General features: G+C 66.4%; 35 protein-coding genes. 32 read left to right on the plus strand and 3 right to left on the minus strand.

Features of this window, described 5'->3' with window-relative positions; translation table 11 throughout:
* Nucleotide 1: 1 nt before the first annotated feature.
* Complete coding sequence (locus AB5J62_RS02235; protein ID WP_370946423.1) at nucleotides 2-760, minus strand: M15 family metallopeptidase; 759 nt, start codon at nucleotides 758-760, stop codon at nucleotides 2-4.
* A gap of 498 nt (nucleotides 761-1,258) precedes the next feature.
* On the opposite strand from AB5J62_RS02235, the gene AB5J62_RS02240 reads away from it, so the two are divergent.
* From AB5J62_RS02240 to AB5J62_RS02250, 3 genes are all read left to right on the plus strand, one after another.
* Entirely contained in the window at nucleotides 1,259-3,052 is a 1,794-nt protein-coding gene (locus AB5J62_RS02240; protein ID WP_370950150.1) for a hypothetical protein, read from the plus strand.
* A 94-nt stretch (nucleotides 3,053-3,146) separates the two neighbouring features.
* Nucleotides 3,147-4,859, plus strand: coding sequence for a hypothetical protein (locus AB5J62_RS02245; RefSeq protein ID WP_370946424.1), 1,713 nt, complete (start codon nucleotides 3,147-3,149; stop codon nucleotides 4,857-4,859).
* 24 nt (nucleotides 4,860-4,883) lie between these two features.
* Nucleotides 4,884-5,105, plus strand: coding sequence for a hypothetical protein (locus AB5J62_RS02250; protein WP_370946425.1), 222 nt, complete (start codon nucleotides 4,884-4,886; stop codon nucleotides 5,103-5,105).
* A gap of 56 nt (nucleotides 5,106-5,161) precedes the next feature.
* Here the strand turns inward: AB5J62_RS02250 and AB5J62_RS02255 are convergent, their stop codons facing one another.
* Entirely contained in the window at nucleotides 5,162-5,383 is a 222-nt protein-coding gene (locus AB5J62_RS02255; RefSeq protein WP_370946426.1) for a hypothetical protein, read from the minus strand.
* Nucleotides 5,384-5,516: 133 nt separating this feature from the next.
* On the opposite strand from AB5J62_RS02255, the gene AB5J62_RS02260 reads away from it, so the two are divergent.
* Nucleotides 5,517-5,987: a hypothetical protein gene (locus AB5J62_RS02260; RefSeq protein WP_370946427.1), complete on the plus strand. Its 471-nt coding sequence runs from the start codon at nucleotides 5,517-5,519 to the stop codon at nucleotides 5,985-5,987.
* A gap of 47 nt (nucleotides 5,988-6,034) precedes the next feature.
* Entirely contained in the window at nucleotides 6,035-6,205 is a 171-nt protein-coding gene (locus AB5J62_RS02265; protein ID WP_370946428.1) for a hypothetical protein, read from the plus strand.
* A gap of 1 nt (nucleotide 6,206) precedes the next feature.
* Here the strand turns inward: AB5J62_RS02265 and AB5J62_RS02270 are convergent, their stop codons facing one another.
* On the minus strand, nucleotides 6,207-6,689 hold the full coding sequence (locus AB5J62_RS02270; RefSeq protein ID WP_370946429.1) for a GNAT family N-acetyltransferase: 483 nt from the start codon (nucleotides 6,687-6,689) through the stop codon (nucleotides 6,207-6,209).
* A 215-nt stretch (nucleotides 6,690-6,904) separates the two neighbouring features.
* On the opposite strand from AB5J62_RS02270, the gene AB5J62_RS02275 reads away from it, so the two are divergent.
* The 27 genes from AB5J62_RS02275 to AB5J62_RS02405 all read left to right on the plus strand — a co-directional run bounded on the left by AB5J62_RS02275 (nucleotide 6,905) and on the right by AB5J62_RS02405 (nucleotide 22,827).
* A complete protein-coding gene (locus tag AB5J62_RS02275) occupies nucleotides 6,905-7,060 on the plus strand; it encodes a hypothetical protein (protein ID WP_370946430.1) in 156 nt (51 codons plus the stop codon).
* Between the two features lie 532 nt (nucleotides 7,061-7,592).
* Nucleotides 7,593-7,967: a 30S ribosomal protein S12 gene (gene rpsL, locus AB5J62_RS02280; RefSeq protein WP_003102113.1), complete on the plus strand. Its 375-nt coding sequence runs from the start codon at nucleotides 7,593-7,595 to the stop codon at nucleotides 7,965-7,967.
* Complete coding sequence (gene rpsG, locus AB5J62_RS02285; RefSeq protein ID WP_007031033.1) at nucleotides 7,967-8,437, plus strand: 30S ribosomal protein S7; 471 nt, start codon at nucleotides 7,967-7,969, stop codon at nucleotides 8,435-8,437. The genes rpsL and rpsG overlap by 1 nt, the downstream gene beginning before the upstream one ends.
* A 53-nt stretch (nucleotides 8,438-8,490) precedes the next feature.
* Nucleotides 8,491-10,587 (plus strand): elongation factor G, encoded by a 2,097-nt coding sequence (fusA, locus tag AB5J62_RS02290; protein ID WP_370946431.1) that lies wholly within the window; start codon nucleotides 8,491-8,493, stop codon nucleotides 10,585-10,587.
* Nucleotides 10,588-10,713: 126 nt separating this feature from the next.
* Nucleotides 10,714-11,907 (plus strand): elongation factor Tu, encoded by a 1,194-nt coding sequence (gene tuf / locus AB5J62_RS02295; protein ID WP_370946432.1) that lies wholly within the window; start codon nucleotides 10,714-10,716, stop codon nucleotides 11,905-11,907.
* Nucleotides 11,908-12,289: 382 nt separating this feature from the next.
* Nucleotides 12,290-12,595, plus strand: coding sequence for a 30S ribosomal protein S10 (gene rpsJ, locus AB5J62_RS02300; RefSeq protein WP_003102098.1), 306 nt, complete (start codon nucleotides 12,290-12,292; stop codon nucleotides 12,593-12,595).
* A 32-nt stretch (nucleotides 12,596-12,627) separates the two neighbouring features.
* The gene (gene rplC / locus AB5J62_RS02305) at nucleotides 12,628-13,284 is read left to right on the plus strand and encodes a 50S ribosomal protein L3 (protein ID WP_370946433.1); all 657 of its coding nucleotides are present in this window, start codon (nucleotides 12,628-12,630) and stop codon (nucleotides 13,282-13,284) included.
* The gene (gene rplD, locus AB5J62_RS02310) at nucleotides 13,281-13,967 is read left to right on the plus strand and encodes a 50S ribosomal protein L4 (protein ID WP_370946434.1); all 687 of its coding nucleotides are present in this window, start codon (nucleotides 13,281-13,283) and stop codon (nucleotides 13,965-13,967) included. The genes rplC and rplD overlap by 4 nt, the downstream gene beginning before the upstream one ends.
* Nucleotides 13,964-14,275: a 50S ribosomal protein L23 gene (rplW, locus tag AB5J62_RS02315; protein WP_091293613.1), complete on the plus strand. Its 312-nt coding sequence runs from the start codon at nucleotides 13,964-13,966 to the stop codon at nucleotides 14,273-14,275. Before rplD ends, rplW begins: the two co-directional genes overlap by 4 nt.
* Nucleotides 14,276-14,289: 14 nt before the next feature.
* Nucleotides 14,290-15,126 carry a 50S ribosomal protein L2 gene (rplB, locus tag AB5J62_RS02320; RefSeq protein WP_370946435.1) on the plus strand — a complete coding sequence of 279 codons (837 nt, stop codon included), beginning with the start codon at nucleotides 14,290-14,292 and terminating at the stop codon, nucleotides 15,124-15,126.
* 18 nt (nucleotides 15,127-15,144) lie between these two features.
* Nucleotides 15,145-15,426 (plus strand): 30S ribosomal protein S19, encoded by a 282-nt coding sequence (rpsS, locus tag AB5J62_RS02325; RefSeq protein WP_026468892.1) that lies wholly within the window; start codon nucleotides 15,145-15,147, stop codon nucleotides 15,424-15,426.
* Nucleotides 15,427-15,454: 28 nt separating this feature from the next.
* Nucleotides 15,455-15,871 (plus strand): 50S ribosomal protein L22, encoded by a 417-nt coding sequence (gene rplV, locus AB5J62_RS02330; protein WP_091293618.1) that lies wholly within the window; start codon nucleotides 15,455-15,457, stop codon nucleotides 15,869-15,871.
* Nucleotides 15,871-16,710, plus strand: coding sequence for a 30S ribosomal protein S3 (rpsC, locus tag AB5J62_RS02335; RefSeq protein ID WP_370946436.1), 840 nt, complete (start codon nucleotides 15,871-15,873; stop codon nucleotides 16,708-16,710). Before rplV ends, rpsC begins: the two co-directional genes overlap by 1 nt.
* A 1-nt stretch (nucleotide 16,711) precedes the next feature.
* A complete protein-coding gene (rplP, locus tag AB5J62_RS02340; RefSeq protein WP_091293621.1) occupies nucleotides 16,712-17,131 on the plus strand; it encodes a 50S ribosomal protein L16 in 420 nt (139 codons plus the stop codon).
* Nucleotides 17,131-17,382, plus strand: coding sequence for a 50S ribosomal protein L29 (rpmC, locus tag AB5J62_RS02345; protein WP_370946437.1), 252 nt, complete (start codon nucleotides 17,131-17,133; stop codon nucleotides 17,380-17,382). Before rplP ends, rpmC begins: the two co-directional genes overlap by 1 nt.
* Complete coding sequence (gene rpsQ / locus AB5J62_RS02350; RefSeq protein ID WP_370946438.1) at nucleotides 17,379-17,663, plus strand: 30S ribosomal protein S17; 285 nt, start codon at nucleotides 17,379-17,381, stop codon at nucleotides 17,661-17,663. The genes rpmC and rpsQ overlap by 4 nt, the downstream gene beginning before the upstream one ends.
* Nucleotides 17,664-17,745: 82 nt before the next feature.
* Nucleotides 17,746-18,114, plus strand: coding sequence for a 50S ribosomal protein L14 (rplN, locus tag AB5J62_RS02355; protein WP_020668416.1), 369 nt, complete (start codon nucleotides 17,746-17,748; stop codon nucleotides 18,112-18,114).
* A 3-nt stretch (nucleotides 18,115-18,117) separates the two neighbouring features.
* Nucleotides 18,118-18,432, plus strand: coding sequence for a 50S ribosomal protein L24 (gene rplX / locus AB5J62_RS02360; RefSeq protein ID WP_370946439.1), 315 nt, complete (start codon nucleotides 18,118-18,120; stop codon nucleotides 18,430-18,432).
* Nucleotides 18,432-18,995: a 50S ribosomal protein L5 gene (gene rplE, locus AB5J62_RS02365; RefSeq protein WP_370946440.1), complete on the plus strand. Its 564-nt coding sequence runs from the start codon at nucleotides 18,432-18,434 to the stop codon at nucleotides 18,993-18,995. The genes rplX and rplE overlap by 1 nt, the downstream gene beginning before the upstream one ends.
* Before the next feature lie 4 nt (nucleotides 18,996-18,999).
* Nucleotides 19,000-19,185 (plus strand): type Z 30S ribosomal protein S14, encoded by a 186-nt coding sequence (locus AB5J62_RS02370; protein ID WP_091293630.1) that lies wholly within the window; start codon nucleotides 19,000-19,002, stop codon nucleotides 19,183-19,185.
* 86 nt (nucleotides 19,186-19,271) lie between these two features.
* Complete coding sequence (gene rpsH, locus AB5J62_RS02375) at nucleotides 19,272-19,670, plus strand: 30S ribosomal protein S8 (RefSeq protein ID WP_091293631.1); 399 nt, start codon at nucleotides 19,272-19,274, stop codon at nucleotides 19,668-19,670.
* Between the two features lie 16 nt (nucleotides 19,671-19,686).
* Complete coding sequence (gene rplF, locus AB5J62_RS02380) at nucleotides 19,687-20,226, plus strand: 50S ribosomal protein L6 (RefSeq protein WP_370946441.1); 540 nt, start codon at nucleotides 19,687-19,689, stop codon at nucleotides 20,224-20,226.
* The gene (gene rplR / locus AB5J62_RS02385) at nucleotides 20,223-20,630 is read left to right on the plus strand and encodes a 50S ribosomal protein L18 (protein WP_370946442.1); all 408 of its coding nucleotides are present in this window, start codon (nucleotides 20,223-20,225) and stop codon (nucleotides 20,628-20,630) included. Before rplF ends, rplR begins: the two co-directional genes overlap by 4 nt.
* 31 nt (nucleotides 20,631-20,661) lie before the next feature.
* The gene (gene rpsE / locus AB5J62_RS02390; RefSeq protein WP_091293637.1) at nucleotides 20,662-21,309 is read left to right on the plus strand and encodes a 30S ribosomal protein S5; all 648 of its coding nucleotides are present in this window, start codon (nucleotides 20,662-20,664) and stop codon (nucleotides 21,307-21,309) included.
* 1 nt (nucleotide 21,310) lies between these two features.
* Nucleotides 21,311-21,496 carry a 50S ribosomal protein L30 gene (gene rpmD, locus AB5J62_RS02395; protein WP_091293638.1) on the plus strand — a complete coding sequence of 62 codons (186 nt, stop codon included), beginning with the start codon at nucleotides 21,311-21,313 and terminating at the stop codon, nucleotides 21,494-21,496.
* The gene (rplO, locus tag AB5J62_RS02400; protein WP_370946443.1) at nucleotides 21,493-21,939 is read left to right on the plus strand and encodes a 50S ribosomal protein L15; all 447 of its coding nucleotides are present in this window, start codon (nucleotides 21,493-21,495) and stop codon (nucleotides 21,937-21,939) included. The genes rpmD and rplO overlap by 4 nt, the downstream gene beginning before the upstream one ends.
* A 390-nt stretch (nucleotides 21,940-22,329) precedes the next feature.
* Nucleotides 22,330-22,827 carry a hypothetical protein gene (locus AB5J62_RS02405; RefSeq protein WP_370946444.1) on the plus strand — a complete coding sequence of 166 codons (498 nt, stop codon included), beginning with the start codon at nucleotides 22,330-22,332 and terminating at the stop codon, nucleotides 22,825-22,827.
* Nucleotides 22,828-22,845: the final 18 nt, after the last annotated feature.

The following is a 22,845-nucleotide window of genomic DNA, read 5'->3' on the forward strand; positions in this document are numbered from 1 at the left end:
GTTACTTCACGGGGAAGTTGAAGAACGTGGCCGGGTAGGGCTCGCCGACCAGTGTGTAGTGCCACCACTCTTCTGGCAGGTTCTTGAAGCCGACCAGTGCGTCGCGCAGGACGTCGCGGTTGATCCTGGCCTGGTCCGTGACGCGCGGGTCGTCGGTGTGCGCCAGCGTGTCGAAGCAGTCGAAGCCGGTGCCCATGTCGACCATGTTGTCGGGGAAGCGGTGCTCGGTGAAGCAGGACCGCAGTGGCTCGCCGGGGAAGTACGGGCGCTGCCAGCGCGGCGGGAGCTTCACGAGCGTGAGGTCGAGGGTGCTGCCGCGGGAATGGCCGGACTTCTCGGCGATGTAGCCGTCTTCGAAGAGCCGCGACTTCTCGACACGGGGGTAGAACTCGGGCTTCATCTTCTCGTCGGCCAGGTCCTTGGCCCAGCGGACGAAGTGGTCGACCGCGCGCTGCGGCCGGTAGCAGTCGTAGACCTTCAGCGTGTAACCCTGGCGCAGCACGCGCTTCTGCGCCTCGTGCAGCGCGAGCGCCGCGGGGCGGGTCAGGATGCAGGTCGGGCGGAGGTAGCCGTCGACGGGGCGGCCGACGAAGTTGTGCTGACCCGCGTAGCGCATCTCCTGGATGATCGTCGGATCTATGTCGCGCAGATGGACGAAACCGGTGGGCAACGGTGATGCCGATGCCGGCGCGGCTGTCAAGCCGAATCCCAAGGTCAGTACCAAGGCGCCGATTCGGCGGCCAAGTTCCCCAATTCTCATCACGAAAGCATAACGCCTCAGGTGGCCCAACGTCGCCTGGTTGACTCGATGTAACGGTCTAGACCAAGCGGATCGCACATACTGGGAAGTACTAACCCGTTCGGACTAGCGAATCGACGCAAACGCGTCCGAGGGGTGGGAAACTCACCGCACTGGGTGGCGTCTCATTCTTTGATCACAAGATTGACACTTTCATCCGACCACACGAGTATTTCGCACATGTCCGCTTTCGCCTCCCTGGTCTGGCGTCGCCACGTCGATCTGTGCCACCAGGCCAGCGCGCTCTGTATGACTTTCTGATTCGTCTCTTTTAACGCCCGCGCCCACGTCGGCCGCTGGGTTTCCTTTACGTGCCAACGGGTCCCCGTGGCATCTCGCGCTTTCCCCCGCGCCCGAAACGGGGGAGAGGTGTGCCTATTCCTGGCGCCTTTCGAAAGAAAACAGGGAGTACGAATGCTATCCAGCTCGCCCAAGTGGCGAAAAGTGGCGATAGGCGCCATGGCGGCGGCGCTCGCCGTCAGCGCTGTCACCTATACGGGCTCCAATACGAGTGCGTACGCCGACGTGCAGGTGCTGACCGACGCCAAGACGGCGTCGGACGGCAAGCAGTACTGGGTGCAGAACCACCTGGTGAAGAAGGACGTCGCCGCCGCGACGACCGCAGCGGGCGGCACCAAGAAGAAGTGGCTGCTCGTCTGGGCGGGCGACGAGAACATCGCCGACACGCTCGTCAAGGACATCAAGAACCTGCCGGGTTCGCTCGGCGGTGGCCTCAACAAGCTCAAGAACGCCTTGCCTGGCCCCGATTTCCTGGCGGTCATCGACGCGACGCAGGGTTCCCCGACGTACGGCAAGGTGGTCAACACCGCCACCGTCGGCCCGCTCGTCGAGAACGAGCCGCACCACATGCAGTACGTGTGGCACAAGGGCGACACGATCTACGCCGGCGCGCTGTTCGCCGCCGCGACGTACGCCTTCGACGTCTCCGCGCTGCCGCAGCTGCGGTTGAAGGGCGTCAGCCTGCCGACGTCGACGCTCGGCGGCTCGGTCCCCGACGCCTACTGGGTTCTCAAGGACGGCACCGCGTACGGCACCTACATGGGCGGCCCGGTCGTGCCCGGCCCGTACATCTACGAGAACGGCCAGCTCGTGCTCGGCAACGGCTTCGCGGGCAGCCCCGGCGAGGTCGTGCACTTCGACCAGAACGCGAACGTGCTCTCGCAGTCACCGGCGGCGACCCCGCAGGGCGACAACAAGAAGCTGTGCGACAACCTCCCGCAGCTGGGCGCCGCGACCTGCGCCAACCCGCACGGCATCCAGGCCCGCGAGGACCTCAACACGCTGGTGACCAGCGACTACGCCGAGCCGAGGAACATCATCCTCGACCCGATCAAGCAGCCGTCGCCGTACCTGCGCCGCCCGACCGTGCGGACCTGGGACATCTCCGACCGCAACCACCCGAAGCTCAAGGCGGTCTCGTACCTGCCGGACGGCCCCCGCGCCGACCCGGCCGACCCGCTGCACGCCGAGAGCCGCGCGGTCATGGAGACCACGGTGACCAACCTGCCCGGTCACAAGGGCGCGTTCGCCCAGACCATGCAGGGCGGCGCGGTGTTCTACACACCGGACATCACCGCGGCCGAGCCGCACTGGACCGAGGTGTTCGACGACGGCGCCGCGGGCAAGGCGATCTACCCGAACAACGACTCCAACGGTGGCAGCTCGAACGGTGGCTGGATCCAGACCAGCCCGGACGACAAGTACCTCTACCGGGCCATCCAGGGCCGCCAGAAGGGCGCGCTCGGCGCTGACGACCCCGGCACCACCGGTGGCGTCTACGTGCTGGACATCCAGAAGCTCGTCGCCGCGGGCACGAACTTCAAGGGCCGGATCGACACCAAGGAGAAGGCGCAGCAGGGCGGCGGGGACGACCTCCCGTTCGTCGTCGGCGCGGCGCCGATCAATCCGGGCACGCCGGGCGCGGGCCCGCACTGGGGCGCGTACGACAACTTCGTGCTCGGCGAGGACGGTTTCTACCACGAGACCGACAAGCCGCAGCACCTCGCGGTGTCGAACTACTTCGTCGCGCGGTCCGGTTTGGACGGTGACCACAAGGTCAACCTGCTGAACCTGGGCGAGGACGGGAAGATCGCGGTCGACCAGAACTTCCGTGACGAGTTCACCGGCCAGGTCGGGATCAACTTCAACCGCAAGTCCTGGCCGCATGGGGACTTCGGCAACGCGAAGCCGCACAGCGAACTGTTCGTCGTGGCGGACGCGGACCTCAAGTAGTGACCGGGATAAAGCGGGCTTTACTCCGCGGAGTAAAGCCCGCTTTATCCCCACGAACCCCAGGGAAAGGCTCCCCATGGATCACCATGACGTGGTGGCGACTGGTTCGTCCACTGTGGACATCACGGCGTTGCTGCTGCGGCTGGTCTTGTTGCTGGCCACCGCGTTCCTCGCGGGCACCGGGCTGTTGCGGCCGCTGGTCGGGGAGCTGAGCCGCAAGGTCTGGATCACCGTCGGCGCGCTCGGCGGGTTGTCCGCCGTGCTGGCCGTCGTCTCCGCGCTGAAGGTCGACGTCAACGTGCTCGCGCTCGTGGTGCACGTCGTGCTCGCGCTGGCCGTGCCGGTGCTGCTGCGCCGGCCGTCGGCCGGACGCTGGGCCTCCGTCGCGCTCATCGTCCTGGTCGTGCTCGAGACCTCGCTCGGCGGCTCGGGCATCGACTTCGCCGTCGACACCGTCTACGTCGCGGGCGCGGCGATCTGGTTCGGCGTCACCCTGCTTTCCGGCGCCGAGTGGCGCACCACCAACTTCCGCCGCGGCCCGCTCTCGCTGACCATCGGCGGACTTCTCGTGCTCGCGGGCGTCGTGCAGCTGGGCCTGTCCGGCATCGGATTCGACCGCAGGCTTTACGAAACGCTCTTCGGCGTCGCGCTCATCGTCATCATCGTGCTGCCGATCGCGGTCACCACGCTGGCCGGATTCCTGCTCAGGCAGGGAGAAAGCCGCGTCTACCGCTACGGCGTCGCGGGTGTCGCGCTCGGCTTCCTCGCGTGGAGCGCGCTCGCCGCGGTCCCGCAGCCGACGCCGCTCCCGATTCCCGGCGTCCCGCTGCTGGCGCACGCCGATGGCTCGCCCCTGCTGGTCAGCCCGCAACGGCCGGGCCGCAACGTCGTGCACCTCCCGGCGAGCGCCGGCGACGACGTGTCCGTCGGCGTCGAAGGCGGCCTGATCGGCAAGGCCTTCCCCCGGCCTGGCGCCGAAGGGATCTGGGCCGACGTCGACCTGCCGCCCGGCCGCTCCGACCTGGTCGTCCGCAAGGGCGGCCGCGAGACGACCGTCGAGGTCGACGCCGGCCAGGACGCGGGCCCGGTGATCAGCGACGCCGACGCTCCCGAGTGCGCGAGCGCGGCGGTCGGCGGGCTCCTCGCCAACCGCAGTGACGTGCTCAAGAGCTGCCCAGCCGACGCGCTGTCGGCCGGCGACAGCGACGCGCTCGTCAAGCTGGTCAACTTCCTGGCAGGCCGCAAGCCGTCCGGCATTACGCTGGTCGAGGACAAGTCGCCGCGCGGGATCGCCGCTGCCAAGGTCGTGCGTGACACCGCGGCGAAGTCCGGTCTTCCGGTGCAGGCCGACGCCGGCCCGAACACCGCACTCTTGGTCACCGCCGGCTGGGCGGACGGCTACGTCGCGATGACTCGGGCCGCCGAGTCCCAGCGGCTCAAGCCCACCCACCAGTTCGGCCTCTATCTCGCGCCGTGGCTGTTCAACGGGCCCATCGTGAACTCGGTCGCGAGCTCGTCGCTGCCGCTTCGCTTCGATCCCCGCGAACAGCTGGCGGTGACCTACGCCGTCGCCGTGCACAACGCGTTCGGCGGCGAGAGCCCGACACTCGCCGGATTCCACAACTGGCTCGGCGACCAGAACCAGACAGTGAACGGCGAAGTGCAGATGTTCGCCGCCGCGCAGGTCAACGCGATGCCCATGTATCCGAATGAGCCGCACGCTCCCGGAATGGTGATGAATCGCGACTACGCCGGTCAATGGGTGCCGAACGGAACCATTGTGCCGGTGAGCAACGTCCTCCGCTAACCCCACGAAAAGGAGAGAAAAGAAATGAAGCGAATCGCGGCCCGAGTGCTGCTTCCGCTCGCCATCGCGGCGGGACTGTCCGGCGTCGCCGGCGGTGTCGCCAGCGCCGCCGAAGTGACCGCGCAGGACGCGCCGTCGATCTGGCTGCTGCCGGGTGTCGACCTCGGGTCGCTGCTCGGCCCCACCGTCGGGCTGCCGACCGACCTGCTGCGCCCGATCTTCGGGATCATCACGCCGATCTCCTAGCGGGCAACAAAAAACCGCTCTCGCACGGGCCGGTGCGAGAGCGGTTTTCGTCTGTCCTACGGAGTCGGAAGCAGGCGCCCCGGGACGTTCCCGATCGCCTGGATCAGGCCGAGCACCGGAACGCCGAGCGGCGCGAACGTCCAGATGTTGTTGAGCTGGCTGGTGTCCGGCTCGTCGACGACGACGGGTCCGTCGGCGAACGCGGGCGCGCCCGCGCCGAGCAGCGCGACTCCGGTGAGCGCGCAGGCGGCGATCGAACGGGCGAGGGTCTTCTTCATGAATCGGCCCTTTCTGCAAAGGTGGGGAAACCTACCGGAAAGAGCATGGCAGAAAAGACAAGTACCGTATGGGTGATTCCAATGCTTGGGAATGGTCTTCCGCTAATGCTGGTCCGCCCGAAATAATTCGAGAATGGTGTTCGTCAGGCTGGGTATCGGTGTGGTCGTGCTGGGGTTGCTCGTCGGCGGTTTCCTGTTGCTGACCGGACGGGACGAGGCGCCACCGCAGCCCGCGGCCGTCCAGGTCGTCGGGGACCCGAATCCCGCGCCGGCGCCGCAGGTCGTCGAGGAACAGGTCCAGTCGACGCAGCCGAAACCCCAGCAGGCCAAGGGAAAGTACGCCGTCGTCTATGAGCTCGGGGGAGCGGGGACGGCCACCGTCGTCTACGACGAGAACGGCCGCGGCCTGGTGCACCAGGAACTCAACGTCGCGTTGCCGTGGCGCAAGGAGCTCAGCTGGGCCGACTCCGGGGTCGCGCCGACCGTGCAGGTGATGGGACAGGGGAGTGGCGAGGTCGAGTGCTCCGTGTCGGTCAACGGCGCGGTCGTGTTGCGGCACAAGGGCGAAGTCGCCTCGTGCGCGGGGAAGCTCACCCCCGCTTGAGGTGCTCATGGGTCGCGGCCGCGTGAGTGGAAGGTTTGCTCCGTTAGATGCAGAAAATCTTCCACTCGCTCGGCTCACCCGCAACGCTCACGACCCCCTCCGCCTGCCTCCTTGGGGCGGGCCTGAAGGTTGTGAACGAGGCGTTCGCGACCTTCGTCGTTGCGAAAGTGGCGTTCACGCAACCGATCCGGCGGCGAGCGTCGACCCAGCTGGGCTAGCTCAGCTGAGGGATTTACGGAACCAGTGGTGGGCGTACGGGTCCGCGTTGTGCGGCGGGCCTTCGACGTAGCCGTGGCGCGCGTACATCGCGCGGGCTTCGGTCAGGTCCGAGCGGGTGTCCAGGCGCATCATGGTCGCGCCGAGTGACCTGGCGGCGTCTTCGGCGGCCGCCAGCAGCCGGGAACCGCCGCCTTCGCGGCGTGAGTGGGGCTGGACGAACATCTTGGTCAGCTCGGCCAGTCCCGGCTTGACGACGCGGACGCCGACGCAGCCCGCGATCTTCCCGTCGGTCCTGGCCAGCAGGAACATCCCGGTGGGCGGTTCGAGACCGGTCAGCGGGGCGACGGCAAGCGAGGCTTGCAGCTCGTCCTCGGTCACCGGCCTGCCGTAGAAGCGGCTGACGATGTCGGCGAGGTAGTCCCGCATGACGAGCGTCACGTCGATGTCGTCGATCGGGGCCGGTGTGATGGTCCAAGCCGTCATACCTGCCATCGTCTTCGCGCTGTCCAGCTCTTTTCGGTGGCTGCGCGGTCCACAGGGGACCGTGAGTTCTTGGCCAACAGTCACTTACCCGAGTGAACGACCCGTTCGCGGGGATACCGTGAGTGTTCTCGCATGGGGTGACGGTGTCCTTCGGCGTTCGGAGTAGGTAGCGTGATCCGGCGCAAGGGGAATCGCGAGAGGCGAGGGAGGGCGTTATGAGTAGCGCCGAAGAACGGCAGGGCGAAGCCCCGGCCGAGGAGAAGCGTGGCTCACACGCCGCGCCGGACGGTGCCCCGCGGCACCCGTTGATCGACCTGTCCCGCGACCCCCACCCGGGCCGCGCGGACCACGCCAAGCCCGACGAGGACTGAGTCGTTCATGCGCGCTCCCGGATCAGCGCTGACAGGGCTCCGCCCTGGCATCGCCGATCCGGGCGGCCTGGCGGCCGCGAAAAGCGGCGCGCACCGTGAAGACTCTCAGGCCCCAGGGGGCCTTCGAGTCGGTTCTGGTCGGTTCGATACCGAGCCAGGACCGGTGGAATAACCACTCGTCCGTGGCTGTTGTCATGAGGGTCGCCCCGCACGCCGTCCACCGGCCCGCGGAGCGGCCCTCCTGGTGTTTCAGGCCGGCCGAGAAGGTGGAAACCACCCCCGATGGGGAGTGCCGAACCGCGGCGGGTATCTTTGGAGACCGTGCCCGGCAGGTGTCGGGCCGCTCTGCGTGCCTATCGGCATCGGCAGGCTGCTGAACGCATCCCGTCGAACGCCTTGGCGAAGCGGGGCTCGACGGAAAATCCCTTCGGGAAGTTACCGGTCGCGAGGCCGTGACGCGGGCCGACACGCCCGACCGCGGGGGCCGGTGAGACTACGAACAAAGCTAGATCTCGAACAGAAAGCTGGTCCATTGCCCACGATCCAGCAGCTGGTCCGTAAGGGCCGCCAGGACAAGGCTGCCAAGCAGAAGACCGCGGCCCTCAAGGGGAGCCCGCAGCGGCGTGGCGTGTGCACTCGCGTGTACACCACGACCCCCAAGAAGCCGAACTCGGCGCTTCGCAAGGTCGCTCGTGTGAAGCTGACCAGCGGCATCGAGGTCACCGCCTACATCCCCGGCGAGGGACACAACCTGCAGGAGCACTCGATGGTGCTCGTGCGTGGTGGTCGTGTGAAGGACCTTCCGGGTGTCCGTTACAAGATCATCCGCGGTTCTCTCGACACCCAGGGTGTTAAGAACCGTAAGCAGGCGCGCAGCCGGTACGGCGCGAAGAAGGAGAAGAGCTAATGCCCCGCAAGGGTCCGGCCCCGAAGCGGCCGCTGATCTCTGACCCCGTCTACGCATCCCCGCTGGTCACCCAGCTGGTGAACAAGGTGCTGAAGGACGGCAAGCGGTCCCTCGCCGAGCGCATCGTGTACGGCGCTCTCGAAGGCGCTCGCGAGAAGACCGGCACCGACCCGGTCGTCACGCTGAAGCGCGCTCTCGACAACGTGAAGCCCACCATCGAGGTGAAGAGCCGCCGTGTCGGTGGCGCCACCTACCAGGTGCCGATCGAGGTCAAGCCCGGCCGCTCGACCACCCTTGCGCTGCGCTGGCTGGTCTCCTTCTCGCAGGCTCGCCGCGAGAAGACCATGATCGAGCGTCTGCAGAACGAGCTGCTCGATGCGAGCAACGGCCTCGGGGCCAGCGTCAAGCGCCGCGAGGACACCCACAAGATGGCCGAGTCCAACAAGGCCTTCGCGCACTACCGCTGGTAACAACCGCCCGGGACATCGCCGGGCCCCAAGTTTGAGAACAGGGGAACACTCTCGTGGCACGTGACGTGCTGACCGACCTGAACAAGGTCCGCAACATCGGCATCATGGCGCACATCGACGCCGGTAAGACCACAACCACTGAGCGGATCCTGTTCTACACCGGGGTCAACTACAAGATCGGCGAAGTCCACGACGGCGCCGCGACGATGGACTGGATGGAGGAGGAGCAGAAGCGGGGTATCACCATCACCTCGGCTGCCACCACCACCTTCTGGGCCGACCACCAGATCAACATCATCGACACCCCCGGGCACGTCGACTTCACCGTCGAGGTGGAGCGGTCCCTGCGGGTGCTCGATGGCGCCGTCGCCGTCTTCGACGGCAAGGAGGGCGTCGAGCCGCAGTCGGAGCAGGTCTGGCGTCAGGCCGACAAGTACGAGGTTCCTCGTATCTGCTTCGTCAACAAGATGGACAAGCTCGGTGCGGACTTCTACTACACCGTGAAGACCATCGTCGAGCGTCTCGGTGCCAAGCCGCTGGTCATCCAGCTGCCGATCGGCTCCGAGAACGCCTTCGAGGGCGTCGTCGACCTGGTCCGCATGAAGGCGCTGACCTGGCGTGGCGAGGTCCAGAAGGGCGAGGACTACAGCATCGAGGAGATCCCCGCGGATCTCGCCGAGCTGGCCGCGGAGTACCGCGAGAAGCTGGTCGAGACGATCGCCGAGACCGACGACGACCTGATGGAGAAGTTCCTCGGTGGCGAGGAGCTGACGGAGGCCGAGATCAAGGTCGGCATCCGCAAGCTCACCATCGCCCGCGAGGCCTACCCGGTCCTCACCGGTTCCGCGTTCAAGAACAAGGGCGTCCAGCCCATGCTCGACGCGGTCATCGACTACCTGCCGTCGCCGCTCGACGTCCCCGCCGTGGAGGGCATCCTCCCCAACGGCGAGACCATGCTGCGCAAGCCGAACACCGAAGAGCCGTTCGCGGCACTGGCGTTCAAGATCGCGGCGCACCCGTTCTTCGGCAAGCTGACCTACATCCGGGTCTACTCGGGCAAGATCGCCAAGGGCTCCCAGGTCGTCAACGCGACCAAGGAGCGCAAGGAGCGCATCGGCGGCCTGTTCCAGATGCACTCCAACAAGGAGAACCCGGTCGAAGAGGGCCAGGCAGGGCACATCTACGCCGTGCAGGGCCTCAAGGACACCACGACCGGTGACACCTTGGCCGACCCGCAGAACCCGATCGTCCTCGAGTCGATGACGTTCCCGGCGCCGGTCATCCGCGTCGCGATCGAGCCGAAGACGAAGGCCGACCAGGAGAAGCTCTCCCTGGCGATCCAGAAGCTGGCGGAAGAGGACCCCACGTTCCAGGTCAACCTGGACGAGGAGACCGGCCAGACGATCATCGCCGGCATGGGCGAGCTGCACCTCGAGGTGCTGGTCAACCGGATGAAGTCCGACTACAAGGTCGAGGCGAACATCGGTAAGCCGCAGGTCGCCTACCGCGAGACGGTGCGCAAGACGGTCGAGAAGCTCGACTACGTGCACAAGAAGCAGACCGGTGGTTCGGGTCAGTTCGCGAAGGTCATCGTCAAGCTCGAGCCGCTCGAGACCACCGATGGCGCGCTGTACGAGTTCGAGAACAAGGTCACCGGTGGCCGCGTTCCGCGTGAGTACATCCCGTCGGTCGACGCGGGCGCCCAGGACGCCATGCAGTACGGCGTGCTGGCGGGCTACCCGCTGGTGGGGCTGAAGTTCACCCTGCTCGACGGTGCCTACCACGAGGTCGACTCCTCGGAAATGGCGTTCAAGGTCGCCGGCTCCATGGCGATGAAGGAAGCCGCCAAGAAGGCGGGCCCCGTCATCCTGGAGCCGCTCATGGCGGTCGAGGTCACCACGCCCGAGGACTACATGGGCGACGTGATCGGCGACCTCAACTCCCGCCGTGGCCAGATCCAGGCCATGGAGGAGCGCGCGGGCACCCGTGTCGTCAAGGCGCTGGTCCCGCTGTCGGAGATGTTCGGTTACGTAGGCGACCTGCGGTCCCGTACCCAGGGTCGTGCGAACTACTCCATGGTGTTCGACTCCTACGCCGAGGTTCCCGCGAACGTCGCGAAGGAAATCATCGCGAAGGCGACCGGGGAATAATTCCCGGCCGCACGCGGGCATTGAGGTACTACTCCTGAACGTCCGCAGCACCAGCTAGACAACAGTCTCCGTCCGACAGCCACGTTGGCCGGTGAATTAAGCAAAACAGTCCAGGAGGACATTCCAGTGGCGAAGGCGAAATTCGAGCGGACCAAGCCGCACGTCAACATCGGGACCATTGGTCACGTCGACCACGGTAAGACCACTCTGACCGCGGCGATCACCAAGGTTCTGCACGACAAGTACCCCGAGCTGAACACCGCTTCGGCGTTCGACCAGATCGACAACGCGCCGGAAGAGAAGCAGCGCGGCATCACGATCAACATCTCGCACGTCGAGTACCAGACCGAGAAGCGTCACTACGCCCACGTGGACGCCCCCGGTCACGCCGACTACATCAAGAACATGATCACCGGTGCCGCCCAGATGGACGGTGCGATCCTGGTCGTGGCCGCCACCGACGGCCCGATGCCGCAGACCCGTGAGCACGTGCTGCTCGCGAAGCAGGTCGGCGTGCCCTACATCGTCGTCGCGCTGAACAAGGCCGACATGGTCGACGACGACGAGATCCTGGAGCTCGTCGAGCTCGAGGTCCGCGAGCTGCTGTCCTCCCAGGACTTCCCTGGTGACGACGCTCCGGTCGTCAAGGTCTCGGGCCTCAAGGCTCTCGAGGGTGACGAGAAGTGGGGCCAGACGGTCCTCGAGCTGATGGAAGCCGTCGACGAGAACGTGCCGGACCCGGTGCGTGAGCTCGACAAGCCGTTCCTGATGCCGATCGAAGACGTGTTCACCATCACCGGTCGTGGCACCGTGGTGACCGGTCGCATCGAGCGCGGCCGCGTCAACGTCAACGAAGAGGTCGAGATCGTCGGCATCAAGGAGAAGTCGACGAAGACGACTGTCACCGGTGTCGAGATGTTCCGCAAGCTGCTCGACCAGGGTGAGGCCGGCGACAACGTCGGTCTGCTGGTCCGCGGTATCAAGCGTGAGGACGTCGAGCGCGGCCAGGTCGTCGTGAAGCCGGGTACCACCACCCCGCACACCGACTTCAAGGCCGGCGTTTACATCCTTTCGAAGGACGAAGGCGGCCGTCACACGCCGTTCTTCAACAACTACCGCCCGCAGTTCTACTTCCGCACGACGGACGTCACCGGTGTTGTGACGCTTCCCGAGGGCACCGAGATGGTCATGCCGGGTGACAACACCGACATCACCGTCGCGCTGATCCAGCCGGTCGCCATGGACGTGAACCTGCGCTTCGCCATCCGTGAGGGTGGCCGCACCGTGGGTGCGGGTCAGGTCACCGAAATCATCAAGTGATTTAACGCCAGGAGCCGGGGCAGGGCTTATACCCACCCCGGCTCTTGGCCGTCAAATCACATGTGCGACACTATTCGGGTTGCTCGTCGAGAGGGCGGCCGAACCTGTTTCAGGTTCCGGCCGCTCCTTCGCGAGGAGCCTTGGTCCGTTTGACTCCCTGAGTCGCGGGCAAGGGACGTTTATGGCGCAAGCCCAATGGACGGCCCCCTCACGTTGAGGAAGACCAGCAAGACAACGATCCCACGGGATCCGTCTGTGCGTCGGGCGCGACACGCCCGACCGCGTGGACCGGGGACAGGGCCGTTGAACTGCAGAAATCCCCTCTTCGACGGGGATTTTGATGAGATTAACGGCACGAGACGACAAGGAACGAGCAGCCACCATGGCGGGACAAAAGATCCGCATCCGGCTCAAGGCCTACGACCACGAGGCGATCGACACCTCGGCGCGCAAGATCGTTGAGACGGTCACCCGCACCGGCGCCCGTGTTGTCGGGCCGGTGCCGCTGCCCACCGAGAAGAACGTTTACTGCGTGATCCGCTCGCCGCACAAGTACAAGGACTCGCGCGAGCACTTCGAGATGCGCACGCACAAGCGTCTGATCGACATCCTCGACCCCACGCCGAAGACGGTTGACGCGCTCATGCGCATCGACCTCCCGGCGAGCGTCGACGTCAACATCCAGTAAGCGTTGGGCGAGCGGCGGAGATAAGAGACATCATGTCTGACAGGCAAGTGAAGGGCATCCTGGGCACCAAGCTCGGCATGACCCAGGTCTTCGACGAGAACAACCGGATCATCCCGGTGACCGTCGTACAGGCCGGACCGAACGTGGTCACCCAGGTTCGTACCAAGGAAACCGACGGCTACACCGCCGTCCAGCTGGCGTTCGGCGCCGTTGACCCGCGCAAGGTCAACAAGCCCGAGACGGGCCACTTCACCAAGGCTGGCGTGACGCCCCGGCGTTACCTCGCCGAGCTGCGCACGACCGACGCGGAGACCTACGAGATCGGCCAGGAGATCACCGCTGAGGTGTTCGCCGCTGGCGCCGAGGTCGACGTGACCGGCACCAGCAAGGGCAAGGGCTACGCCGGTGTCATGAAGCGCCACGGCTTCAAGGGCCAGGGCGCTTCCCACGGTGCGCAGGCCGTGCACCGTCGTCCCGGTTCCATCGGTGGCTGCGCCACCCCCGGCCGCGTCTTCAAGGGCGTTCGCATGGCCGGCCGCATGGGCCAGGACAAGGTCACCACGCAGGGCCTCACCGTGCACGCCGTGCGTGCCGAAGACGGCCTGCTCCTCATCAAGGGTGCCGTCCCCGGCCCCAAGGGCGGCGTCGTGTTCGTCCGTAACGCCGTGAAGGGTGGTGTCACCGAATGAGCACGCTCGAGCTGAAGACCCCGGCCGGCGCCGCGGAAGGTTCCGTGGAGCTGCCCGCCGAGATCTTCGACGTGCAGGCCAACGTGGCCCTCATGCACCAGGTGGTCATCGGTCAGCTGGCCGCTGCCCGCCAGGGCACGCACTCCACGAAGACCCGTGGCGAGGTCTCCGGTGGTGGCAAGAAGCCGTACCGCCAGAAGGGCACCGGCCGCGCCCGCCAGGGTTCGACCCGTGCGCCGCAGTTCGTCGGTGGTGGCGTCGTCCACGGCCCGCAGCCGCGCGACTACACCCAGCGGACCCCGAAGAAGATGAAGGCCGCCGCCCTGCGTGGCGCCCTCTCCGACCGGGTTCGCCACGGCCAGCTGCACATCGTGACCGAGCTGGTGACCGGCGAGAAGCCGTCCACCAAGTCGGCCAAGGCCGCCGTCCGCGCCATCACCCAGGCCAAGCGCGTTCTCGTGGTGCTGCACCGCGACGACGAGCTGAGCTGGCAGTCGGCGCAGAACCTGGCCGACCTTCACCTGATCACGCCGGACCAGCTCAACACCTATGACGTGCTGGTCAACGACGACGTGGTGTTCACCAAGGCCGCTTACGACGTCTTCGTCGCCGGTCCCGCCAGGGGCAAGGGCGCGACGGCCGTCGCACGGTCGAGCGAGCTCGAAGGGAGTGACGAGCAGTGAGTGCGATCGCCATTCCTGACTACCACGACATCTTGCTCGCGCCGGTGATCTCCGAGAAGTCCTACGGACTGCTCGAGGACCACAAGTACACGTTCGTCGTGCGCCCCGACGCCAACAAGACCCAGATCAAGATCGCGGTCGAGAAGGTGTTCGGCGTCAAGGTCGTCAGCGTGAACACGTTGAACCGCAACGGAAAGCGCAAGCGGACCCGCACCGGTTTCGGTAAGCGCAAGGACACCAAGCGCGCTGTCGTGACTCTTTCGGCTGAGAGCAAGCCGATCGAGATCTTCGGCGGACCCGCGGCGTAAAGGACTGAGCTGACATGGGTATCCGTAAGTACAAGCCGACTACGCCGGGCCGTCGTGGCTCCAGCGTCTCCGACTTCGCCGAGATCACTCGGTCGACCCCGGAGAAGTCGCTGCTGCGCCCGCTGAGCAAGACCGGCGGCCGTAACGCGTCCGGCAAGATCACCACCCGGCACAAGGGTGGCGGCCACAAGCGCGCGTACCGGCTGATCGACTTCCGCCGGAACGACAAGGACGGCGTTCCCGCCAAGGTCGCGCACATCGAGTACGACCCCAACCGGTCCGCTCGTATCGCGCTCCTGCACTACGCCGACGGCGAGAAGCGCTACATCATCGCGCCGGAGAAGCTGAAGCAGGGTGACACGGTCGAGAACGGCCCCCGCGCCGACATCAAGCCGGGCAACAACCTGCCGCTGCGCAACATCCCCGTCGGTACCGTGATCCACGCGATCGAGCTCCGCCCCGGTGGCGGCGCGAAGATCGCCCGGTCCGCCGGTGTGAAGGTGCAGCTCGTCGCCAAGGACGGTCCGTACGCCCAGCTGCGTCTCCCCTCGGGCGAGATCCGCAACGTGGACGTGCGCAACCGCGCCACCATCGGCGAGGTCGGCAACTCCGACCACTCGAACATCAACTGGGGCAAGGCGGGTCGTAACCGCTGGCGCGGCAAGCGCCCCACCGTCCGTGGTGTCGTCATGAACCCGGTCGACCACCCGCATGGTGGTGGTGAGGGTAAGACCTCCGGTGGTCGCCACCCGGTCAACCCGAACGGTAAGCCCGAGGGCCGCACCCGTCGCCGCAAGGCTTCGGACGCTCTCATCGTCCGCCGCCGTCGCACCGGCAAGAACAAGCGCTGAGCAGGGAGGTAGAAGCACATGCCACGTAGCCTGAAAAAGGGCCCCTTCGTGGACGACCACCTGCTCAAGAAGGTGGACGTTCTCAACGAGTCGGGCAAGAAGACCGTCATCAAGACCTGGTCGCGTCGTTCCACGATCATCCCGGATTTCCTGGGTCACACGATCGCGGTGCACGACGGCCGTAAGCACGTCCCGGTGTTCGTCACCGAGGCGATGGTGGGTCACAAGCTGGGCGAGTTCGCCCCGACCCGCACCTTCAAGGGTCACATCAAGGACGACCGGAAGTCGCGCCGCCGCTGAGCGGGCACGAGAGAACAAGGAACTAGCGATGAACGCCCAGAACGACGTGGCCGAGGCTCTGCCTGTGGCTTACGCGCGGGCTCGCTTTGTCCGCGACTCGCCTACCAAGGTGCGTCGGGTCATCGAGCTCATCAAGGGACGTAGCGCCGCCGACGCCTTGGCCGTGCTCCGTTTCGCCCCCCAGGCGGCGAGCGAGCCGGTCGCGAAGGTGCTCGCGAGCGCCGTGGCCAACGCCGAGAACAACCTCCAGCTGGACCCGGACACCCTCTGGGTCAAGAACGCGTACGCCGACGAGGGCCCGACCCTCAAGCGCATCCGCCCGCGGGCCCAGGGCCGCGCGTACCGGATCCGCAAGCGGACGAGCCACATCACCGTCGAGGTGGAGAGCCGTCCCAAGGCAGCGCCGAAGGCACAGCAGGGCAAGAAGAAGGCAGGTGGCCGGTAGTGGGCCAGAAGATCAACCCGCACGGCTTCCGGCTGGGTATCACCACGGACTGGAAGTCCCGCTGGTACGCCGACAAGCAGTACGCGGAGTACGTGGCCGAGGACGTCAAGATCCGCAAGCTGCTGTCCACGGGCATGGAGCGCGCCGGCATCTCCAAGGTCGAGATCGAGCGCACCCGTGACCGCGTTCGCGTCGACATCCACACCGCCCGTCCGGGCATCGTCATCGGCCGCCGCGGCGCCGAGGCCGACCGGATCCGTGGCGCGCTGGAGAAGCTGACCTCCAAGCAGGTTCAGCTGAACATCCTCGAGGTCAAGAACCCCGAGGCCGACGCGCAGCTGGTGGCTCAGGGTGTCGCGGAGCAGCTGTCGAACCGCGTGGCGTTCCGCCGCGCGATGCGCAAGGCGCTCCAGACCTCCATGCGCTCGCCGCAGGTCAAGGGCATCCGCGTGCAGTGCGGCGGTCGTCTCGGCGGTGCCGAGATGTCCCGCTCCGAGCACTACCGCGATGGCCGCGTCCCGCTGCACACGCTGCGCGCCGACATCGACTACGGCTTCTTCGAGGCCAAGACGACGTTCGGTCGCATCGGCGTGAAGGTGTGGATCTACAAGGGCGAGATCGTCGGCGGGCTCAAGGCGAAGGAAGCGCGTGACGCTGCCGCCGCCGCCGAGCGCGCCCCGCGCCGCGACCGCGGTGACCGTCCCGCCCGCCCGCGTCGTTCCGGCGCGTCGGGCACCACCCCCACCTCGACCGAGGCCGGCCGGGCCGCGGCGCAGGAAGCACAGGCCCCCGCGGCCGCCGCTCCCGCCGCCGAGTCGACTGAAAAGACGGAGGGCTGACGTGCTTATCCCACGCCGGGTCAAGCACCGGAAGCAGCACTCCCCGAAGCGCGCAGGCGCTGCCAAGGGCGGCACCCGCGTCAGCTTCGGCGAGTACGGCATCCAGGCGCTCGAGCACAGCTACGTGACCAACCGCCAGATCGAGTCCGCTCGTATCGCCATGACCCGCCACATCAAGCGTGGCGGCAAGGTGTGGACGACGATCTACCCGGACCGTCCCCTCACCAAGAAGCCCGCGGAAACCCGCATGGGTTCCGGTAAGGGTTCGCCCGAGTGGTGGATCGCCAACGTCAAGCCGGGCCGCGTCATGTTCGAGATCTCTTTCCCGAACGAGGAGACGGCTCGCGAGGCCCTGCGCCGCGCGATCCACAAACTGCCCATGAAGTGCCGAATCGTGACCCGTGAAGGTGGTGAGTTCTGATGGCTAGCAAGGCTGGTGCCGCTGTGGCGTCAGAGCTTCGTGAGCTCACCGCTGAAGAGCTCGTGCTGCGTCTGAAGGAATACAAGGAGGAGCTGTTCAACCTCCGCTTCCAGATGGCGACCGGGCAGCTGGACAACAACCGGCGCCTGCGCACGGTTCGTTCGGACATCGCGCGGATCTACACCGTCATGCGTGAGCGTGAACTCGGCTTGTCTGTTTCCCCCGATGCCGAGAGTGAAGGTGTGGCATGAGCGAGCAGCTCAACACCGAGGCTGGCGAGGGCCGCAACGACCGTAAGGTCCGCGAGGGCTACGTCGTCTCGGACAAGATGAACAAGACGATCGTGGTCGAGCTCGAGGACCGCAAGAAGCACCGCCGTTACTCCAAGGTTCTGCGCAGCACCAGCAAGGTCAAGGTGCACGACGAGAACAACGAAGCCGGCGTGGGCGACCGGGTCACCCTGATGGAGACCCGTCCGCTTTCGGCCAGCAAGCGTTGGCGTCTGGTGCAGATCGTGGAGAAGGCCAAGTAAGTAGGGCTCTTCCGAGAGTCCCTTAGTTCCGCAAGGCTCGCCCCCTCGGGGGCGAGAACCAGCGCGACATACAGGAGTAGACGTGATCCAGCAGGAGTCGCGGCTTCGGGTAGCCGATAACACGGGTGCGAAGGAAATCCTCTGCATCCGCGTTCTCGGTGGCTCTGGGCGGCGCTACGCGGGTATCGGCGACATCATCGTCGCCACCGTGAAGGACGCCATCCCGGCTGCCGGGGTGAAGAAGGGCGACGTCGTCAAGGCGGTCATCGTCCGCACGCGCAAGGAGCGTCGTCGTCCGGACGGTTCTTACATCCGCTTCGACGAGAACGCCGCCGTGCTCATCAAGAACGACAATGAGCCGCGTGGCACCCGCATCTTCGGCCCGGTTGGCCGCGAGCTGCGCGACCGAAAGTTCATGAAGATCATTTCGCTCGCGCCGGAGGTGTTGTAGAGCATGAAGGTGAAGAAGGGCGACACGGTCGTCATCATCGCCGGCAAGGACAAGGGCGCCAAGGGCAAGGTCATTCAGGCCTACCCCGAGCGCGACCGGGTGCTCGTCGAAGGCGTGAACCGGATCAAGAAGCACACCCGGATCACCCAGACCCAGCGTGGTGCGCAGTCCGGTGGCATCGTCACCCAGGAAGCCCCCATCCACGTGTCGAACGTGCAGGTCGTCGATTCCGACGGCAAGCCGACCCGGGTGGGCTACCGCATCGGCGAGGACGGCAAGAAGGTCCGTGTCTCGCGCAGGAACGGTAAGGACATCTGATGACCACCGCAGAGAAGACGCTGCCGCGCCTCAAGGTGCGGTACCGCGAAGAGATCAAGGGCCAGCTGCAGGCGGAGTTCGACTTCGCGAACGTGCACCAGATCCCCGGCGTGGTCAAGGTCGTCGTGAACATGGGTGTCGGCGACGCCGCCCGTGACAGCAAGCTGATCGACGGCGCGATCAAGGACCTGACCGCGATCACGGGCCAGAAGCCCGAGGTCCGCAAGGCCCGCAAGTCCATCGCGCAGTTCAAGCTGCGTGAGGGTCAGCCGATCGGCTGCCGCGTCACGCTGCGCGGCGACCGCATGTGGGAGTTCCTGGACCGGCTGCTGACCATCTCGCTGCCGCGTATCCGTGACTTCCGCGGTCTGTCGGCCAAGCAGTTCGACGGCAACGGCAACTACACCTTCGGTCTCAACGAGCAGACGATGTTCCACGAGATCAACCCGGACGCCGTCGACCGCCCGCGCGGTATGGACGTCACCGTTGTCACCACCGCCAACACCGACGACGAGGGCCGCGCGCTGCTTCGCAAGCTCGGCTTCCCGTTCAAGGAGAACTGAGCCGATGGCCAAGAAAGCACTGGTCCACAAGGCCTCCAAGAAGCCGAAGTTCGCCGTCCGTGCGTACACCCGCTGCCAGCGTTGCGGCAGGCCGCACTCGGTGTTCCGCAAGTTCGGGCTTTGCCGTATCTGCCTTCGCGAGATGGCACACGCGGGCGAACTCCCCGGCGTTCGCAAGTCCAGCTGGTAAGAGGCTTTTTCTAAACTCCCAATTCGCCACAGGCCCCGCCCGTTTCGACGGGCGGGGAACCAGGCGAGAAAGGTTGACAGGTCACCATGACGATGACCGACCCCATCGCAGACTTCTTGACTCGTCTGCGTAACGCGAACTCGGCGTACCACGACGAGGTCGTGCTTCCCCACTCCAAGCTCAAGGCGAACATCGCCGAGATCCTCAAGCGTGAGGGTTACATCGCGGGCTACCGCGACGAGCCGGGCGAGAAGCACAAGAACCTGATCGTCGAGCTCAAGTACGGCCCCAACCGTGAGCGCAGCATCGCCGGTCTCCGGCGCGTGTCCAAGCCCGGCCTGCGGGTCTACGCAAAATCGACCGAACTGCCGTCCGTTCTGGGTGGCCTCGGCGTCGCGATCATCTCGACGTCGAACGGCCTTCAGACCGACCGTCAGGCCAAGCGCAACAGCGTGGGCGGCGAAGTCCTCGCCTACGTCTGGTAAGGAAGGGGGCACAGACATGTCACGCATCGGAAAGCTGCCGGTCGCCGTCCCCTCCGGGGTCGAGGTGACCATCGATGGTCAGCACATCAAGGTCAAGGGGCCCAAGGGCACCCTGGAGCACACCATCGCCGAGCCCATCACCGTCGAGCGCGACGAAGATGGCGCGCTGCTGGTGAAGCGTCCGAACGACGAGCGCACGAGCAAGGCCCTCCACGGCCTTACGCGCACCCTGGTCGACAACCTGGTTGTCGGTGTCACCAAGGGTTACGAGAAGAAGCTTGAGATCCACGGCGTCGGTTACCGTGTCGCGGCCAAGGGCTCGGACCTCGAGTTCGCCCTGGGCTACAGCCACCCGGTCAAGATCGAGGCCCCGGAGGGCATCACCTTCAAGGTGGACACCCCCACCCGGTTCTCGGTCTCGGGCATCGACAAGCAGAAGGTCGGCCAGATCGCCGCGGTCATCCGCAAGCTGCGTCGCCCGGACCCGTACAAGGGCAAGGGCCTGCGCTACGAGGGTGAAAAGATCCGCCGCAAGGTCGGAAAGACGGGTAAGTGATCATGAGCGACACGACTACTACCAAGCGCAAGCCGGTCGGCAAGGACATCTCGACCCGGCGTCGCGTGGCGAAGGCCCGTCGGCACTTCCGTCTTCGCAAGAAGATCAGCGGCACGGACCAGCGTCCGCGGCTGTCGGTCAAGCGGTCCTCGCGCCACATCGCGGTTCAGCTGATCGACGACCTGACCGGTCACACCCTGGCGTCGGCGTCCACCCTCGAGGCGGACGTCCGTGCGCTGGACGGCGACAAGAAGGCCAAGTCCGCCAAGGTCGGCGAGCTGATCGCGGCTCGCGCCAAGAGCGCTGGCGTCTCCACTGTGGTGTTCGACCGTGGCGGCAACGCCTACCACGGCCGGATCGCCGCGCTGGCCGACGCCGCCCGCGAAGCGGGGTTGGAATTCTGATGCAGCAGCTTGTTAACGGAAGGAAAGCCTGATGCCGGGACGTACACGGCAATTCGGCGGCGGACAGGGCGGACCCGGCGGGCAGGGCGGCAACGACCGCAATGAACGCCGCGGTGGCGGCCGGGATCGTCGCGACAGCGGCCGTGGCGGGGCCGGCCAGGAGAAGACCCCGCACCTCGAGAAGGTCGTGGCGATCAACCGTGTCGCCAAGGTCGTCAAGGGTGGCCGCCGGTTCAGCTTCACCGCGCTCGTCGTCGTCGGTGACGGCGACGGCCAGGTCGGCGTCGGCTACGGCAAGGCCAAGGAAGTTCCCGCGGCCATCGCCAAGGGCGTCGAGGAGGCGAAGAAGAACTTCTTCCGCGTTCCTCGCGTCGCCGGCACCATTCCCCACCCCATCCAGGGTGAGGAAGCCGCCGGTGTGGTGCTCCTGCGTCCGGCCAGCGCCGGTACCGGCGTCATCGCCGGTGGCCCGGTCCGCGCGGTCCTGGAGTGCGCCGGTGTCCACGACGTGCTGTCGAAGTCGCTCGGCTCCGACAACGCGATCAACATCGTGCACGCCACCGTGGCGGCCCTGAAGGGTCTGCAGCGTCCCGAAGAGGTCGCGGCCCGCCGCGGTCTCCCGCTCGAGGACGTCGCTCCGGCCCGGATGCTGCGCCAGCGCGCAGGCCAGGGGGTCTGACATGGCACAGGTCAAGGTCACCCAGGTCAAGAGCACCATCGGCACGAAGCACGCTCACCGCGAGTCGATGCGCACCCTCGGGCTGCGCAAGATCCGCCAGAGCGTCGTGCGTGAAGACACCCCCGAGGTTCGCGGCCTGATTCACACGGTCCGCCACCTCGTGGAGGTCGAGGAGGTCAAGGCATGACGGCCATCAAGATCCACCACCTGCGTCCCGCTCCGGGCGCCAAGACCGAGAAGACTCGTGTCGGCCGTGGTGAAGGCTCGAAGGGCAAGACGGCCGGTCGCGGCACCAAGGGCACCAAGGCCCGCAAGAACGTGCCCGCCGGCTTCGAGGGTGGGCAGATGCCCATCCACATGCGGCTCCCGAAGCTTCGCGGCTTCAAGAACCGCTTCCGCACCGAGTACCAGCCGGTGAACGTGGGCGACATCGCCCGCGTCTTCCCGGACGGTGGCAAGGTCGGCACCGAGGAGCTCGTGGCGAACGGTCTCGTCCGCAAGGGCAAGCTCGTCAAGGTCCTCGGCAACGGTGAGGTCAACGGCGTCAAGCTCGACGTCACGGCCGACGGTTTCTCCGGCTCCGCCAAGGCGAAGCTCGAGGCCGCCGGTGGCTCCGCCACCGCCGTCTGAGTCGCTTAGCTCAGCCTGAAAGGCCCCGCACTCCCTCGGGAGTGCGGGGCCTTTCGCGTTGTCAGGGGTCGTGAGTGTTCCGGCCGGTTAGAACCGGCCGTACCGCTCACGACCCTGGGGCGTTGCAAGGGCGCCCCTTGTCACGTGCCAAGGATGAGCCCGAGCGAGTGGAAGAATTTCTGCATCTAACGGAGCAAACCTTCCACTCGCACCAAGATCCGCGCGGCAGGTAGCCAAGTATCGGTCCGCTAGAACCGCCCGCAACGCTCACGACCCCAACGCCCCGTCCGCCTAAGCCTGCCGAAAAGAGGTCGTGAGTGTTTTCGCCGGTTAGAACCGGCCGTACCACTCACGATCCCCGAGGGCGGCCGGATGGCAGGATCCGGCCGCATGGCGAAGAAGAAGCTCATCCTCGCGCTCGGAGTGGCGGCCGCCGCGGTGGCCGTGCTCGCGACGTTCCTGCCGCAGTTCGTCACCCACGTCGGCCTGAGCGGCCGTACGTCGCTCGACATGACCGCCACCGGCTGGTGGGTCGACGTGGTGGACCCGGAAGCGCCAGGGACGAAGAGACCCGGGCAGAGCACCTTGAACGGCGTCGCGCCCGTGCTGGCGGCGCTGCTGTTGTTCCTCGGTGGTCTCAGGGGCGCCAGGGGACCGGTGATCGCGGGAACCGCGTTCTTGGGCGGCCATCTGCTTACTCTCGGTTTACAGGCCTTCAATTCCGCCGGCAGCACACCCGGCCTCGGATACTGGTTGGCCGTCGGAGCTTTTCTGATCGGCTTCGCCGCCTGTCTGGTGAGTTACGCCGGGAGCGAACAGGCCCAGGGCCAGACGGTCGAACAGAGGGTCCCGATGATCGACACCGACCACCGCGACATGCCGTTTTAAATCTTGACTGAAAACCGT

The sequence above is a fragment of the Amycolatopsis sp. cg5 genome, assembly GCF_041346955.1.
Taxonomy (GTDB): Bacteria; Actinomycetota; Actinomycetes; order Mycobacteriales; family Pseudonocardiaceae; genus Amycolatopsis.

What these genes read in the sequence shown, in the direction of transcription:
- AB5J62_RS02235 (WP_370946423.1), bottom strand. Translation starts at nt 760, where the DNA reads ATGAGAATTGGGGAACTTGGCCGCCGAATCGGCGCCTTGGTACTGACC.
- AB5J62_RS02240 (WP_370950150.1), top strand. Translation starts at nt 1,259, where the DNA reads ATGGCGGCGGCGCTCGCCGTCAGCGCTGTCACCTATACGGGCTCCAAT.
- AB5J62_RS02250 (WP_370946425.1), top strand. Translation starts at nt 4,884, where the DNA reads ATGAAGCGAATCGCGGCCCGAGTGCTGCTTCCGCTCGCCATCGCGGCG.
- AB5J62_RS02255 (WP_370946426.1), bottom strand. Translation starts at nt 5,383, where the DNA reads ATGAAGAAGACCCTCGCCCGTTCGATCGCCGCCTGCGCGCTCACCGGA.
- AB5J62_RS02260 (WP_370946427.1), top strand. Translation starts at nt 5,517, where the DNA reads ATGGTGTTCGTCAGGCTGGGTATCGGTGTGGTCGTGCTGGGGTTGCTC.
- AB5J62_RS02265 (WP_370946428.1), top strand. Translation starts at nt 6,035, where the DNA reads ATGCAGAAAATCTTCCACTCGCTCGGCTCACCCGCAACGCTCACGACC.
- AB5J62_RS02270 (WP_370946429.1), bottom strand. Translation starts at nt 6,689, where the DNA reads ATGACGGCTTGGACCATCACACCGGCCCCGATCGACGACATCGACGTG.
- AB5J62_RS02275 (WP_370946430.1), top strand. Translation starts at nt 6,905, where the DNA reads ATGAGTAGCGCCGAAGAACGGCAGGGCGAAGCCCCGGCCGAGGAGAAG.
- rpsG (WP_007031033.1), top strand. Translation starts at nt 7,967, where the DNA reads ATGCCCCGCAAGGGTCCGGCCCCGAAGCGGCCGCTGATCTCTGACCCC.
- rpsJ (WP_003102098.1), top strand. Translation starts at nt 12,290, where the DNA reads ATGGCGGGACAAAAGATCCGCATCCGGCTCAAGGCCTACGACCACGAG.
- rplC (WP_370946433.1), top strand. Translation starts at nt 12,628, where the DNA reads ATGTCTGACAGGCAAGTGAAGGGCATCCTGGGCACCAAGCTCGGCATG.
- rplD (WP_370946434.1), top strand. Translation starts at nt 13,281, where the DNA reads ATGAGCACGCTCGAGCTGAAGACCCCGGCCGGCGCCGCGGAAGGTTCC.
- rplB (WP_370946435.1), top strand. Translation starts at nt 14,290, where the DNA reads ATGGGTATCCGTAAGTACAAGCCGACTACGCCGGGCCGTCGTGGCTCC.
- rpsS (WP_026468892.1), top strand. Translation starts at nt 15,145, where the DNA reads ATGCCACGTAGCCTGAAAAAGGGCCCCTTCGTGGACGACCACCTGCTC.
- rplV (WP_091293618.1), top strand. Translation starts at nt 15,455, where the DNA reads ATGAACGCCCAGAACGACGTGGCCGAGGCTCTGCCTGTGGCTTACGCG.
- rpmC (WP_370946437.1), top strand. Translation starts at nt 17,131, where the DNA reads ATGGCTAGCAAGGCTGGTGCCGCTGTGGCGTCAGAGCTTCGTGAGCTC.
- rpsQ (WP_370946438.1), top strand. Translation starts at nt 17,379, where the DNA reads ATGAGCGAGCAGCTCAACACCGAGGCTGGCGAGGGCCGCAACGACCGT.
- rplX (WP_370946439.1), top strand. Translation starts at nt 18,118, where the DNA reads ATGAAGGTGAAGAAGGGCGACACGGTCGTCATCATCGCCGGCAAGGAC.
- rplE (WP_370946440.1), top strand. Translation starts at nt 18,432, where the DNA reads ATGACCACCGCAGAGAAGACGCTGCCGCGCCTCAAGGTGCGGTACCGC.
- AB5J62_RS02370 (WP_091293630.1), top strand. Translation starts at nt 19,000, where the DNA reads ATGGCCAAGAAAGCACTGGTCCACAAGGCCTCCAAGAAGCCGAAGTTC.
- rpsH (WP_091293631.1), top strand. Translation starts at nt 19,272, where the DNA reads ATGACGATGACCGACCCCATCGCAGACTTCTTGACTCGTCTGCGTAAC.
- rplF (WP_370946441.1), top strand. Translation starts at nt 19,687, where the DNA reads ATGTCACGCATCGGAAAGCTGCCGGTCGCCGTCCCCTCCGGGGTCGAG.
- rpsE (WP_091293637.1), top strand. Translation starts at nt 20,662, where the DNA reads ATGCCGGGACGTACACGGCAATTCGGCGGCGGACAGGGCGGACCCGGC.
- rpmD (WP_091293638.1), top strand. Translation starts at nt 21,311, where the DNA reads ATGGCACAGGTCAAGGTCACCCAGGTCAAGAGCACCATCGGCACGAAG.
- rplO (WP_370946443.1), top strand. Translation starts at nt 21,493, where the DNA reads ATGACGGCCATCAAGATCCACCACCTGCGTCCCGCTCCGGGCGCCAAG.
- AB5J62_RS02405 (WP_370946444.1), top strand. Translation starts at nt 22,330, where the DNA reads ATGGCGAAGAAGAAGCTCATCCTCGCGCTCGGAGTGGCGGCCGCCGCG.